Annotated in this window: 1 protein-coding gene; it reads left to right on the plus strand. The window is 62.5% G+C overall.

All coding sequences use genetic code 11. The features are described from left to right. Positions 1 to 63 precede the first annotated feature (63 nt). Positions 64 to 1,497, plus strand: a complete 1,434-nt coding sequence (locus U1839_RS26735) for an IS1182 family transposase (RefSeq protein WP_332806599.1) — start codon at positions 64 to 66, stop codon at positions 1,495 to 1,497. Positions 1,498 to 1,560 lie beyond the last annotated feature (63 nt).

A 1,560-nucleotide genomic window follows, 5' to 3' on the forward strand; every position in this document is an offset into this window, starting at 1 on the left:
TGGTGGAGGCTGTGTGAAAACGCCCTGATATGCTATGATTCTGGCGTTGCAGGAGGCGCCGAAGTGGGACGTTTCATTGAGGGCTGTGATCGCCGGCAGAAGCTGCTTTTGCCCAATTGCGTTGATGATTACGTGTCCGAGGACAACGCGGTACGCGTGGTCGATGTCTTCATCGACGAACTGGATCTGGCGGGGCTCGGCTTCGAGGATGCAGCGTCTACGGGACGCCCGGGATATCATCCGGCGATGCTTCTCAAGCTATATCTCTACGGGTATCTCAACCAGGTGCAGTCGAGCCGGCGGCTTGAGCGCGAGGCAGGTCGCAACGTCGAGCTGATGTGGCTGACGGGCAAGTTGGCGCCAGACTTCAAGACCATTGCTGATTTCCGGCGCGACAACGGTCAGGCGATCCAGGCGACGTGCCGGCAGTTCGTGACGCTTTGCCGTGATCTTGGCCTCATCGCCGGCGGGACAGTGGCGGTGGACGGCAGCCGGTTCAGGGCGCTGAACACGCGCGACAAGAACTTCACGCCGGGCGCGATCCGCCGTCGGATGGAGCAGGTGGATGCGAGCATCGAGCGATATCTGGCCATGCTCGATACCGCCGACCGGCAGGAGAGCGAGGTCGCGGAAGTTCGCACGACCCGGCTTACCGAGCGACTTGAGGCGCTTCGCCGACAGATGCGCGACCTCAAGGCGATGGAGCAGGCGGTCGAGGCCGCGCCCGATCGGCAGATCTCGCTGACCGACCCGGATGCGCGCGCCATGGCGAGCGCCGGCAAGGGGACGGGACAGGTCGGTTACAACCTTCAGGCAGCCGTCGACGCCGACCACCATATTATCGTGGCGCACGAGGTTACGAACGTCGGTCACGACCGAAGTGCGCTTGCTGCCATGGGCAAGCTGGCACGCGAAGCGACCGGCGTTGAAGATCTGACAATACTGGCCGACCGGGGTTACTTCTCAGGCGAGGAGGTCCTTGCGTGCGAGGCGACTGGCCTGATCCCGATCTGCCCCAAACCTCTGACCTCAAGCGGCGTGAAGCGCGGCTACTTTGCCAAGCAGGACTTCCGGTTCGATGCGCAGCGTAACCTGTATGTCTGTCCGGCAAAGCACGAACTGACGCCGGGCCAGACCTACGCGAACCGGGAAGGCGACATCTTCTTCTACCGTCACCTGACGGCCTGCCAGACTTGCGAGCTCAAGCCGCGCTGCACGCCCGAACCGCACCGACGAATCCGGCGCTGGAAGCACGAGCATGTGCTGGATGCGATGCAGGCCAGGCTCGATCATATGCCCGATGCCATGCGCATCCGACGACGAACGGTGGAACACGTCTTCGGGACCATCAAGGACTGGATGGGCCGAAGTCACTTCAAGACGCGCACGTTGCGAAACGTCCCTACCGAGATGAGCCTCCACGTCCTCGCCTATAACATCAAACGCGCAATCGCCCTGATGGGAGCAACCGGTCTGATCGCGGCGATGCAGCGGTAAGAATGCCCGTGCCGCAGCTCAATGCGCCGCGGCTCAAATGGCGTTTTCACACAGCCTCGGTGG

The sequence above is a fragment of the Parasphingomonas halimpatiens genome (genome assembly GCF_036663795.1).
Lineage (GTDB): Bacteria > Pseudomonadota > Alphaproteobacteria > Sphingomonadales > Sphingomonadaceae > Sphingomonas.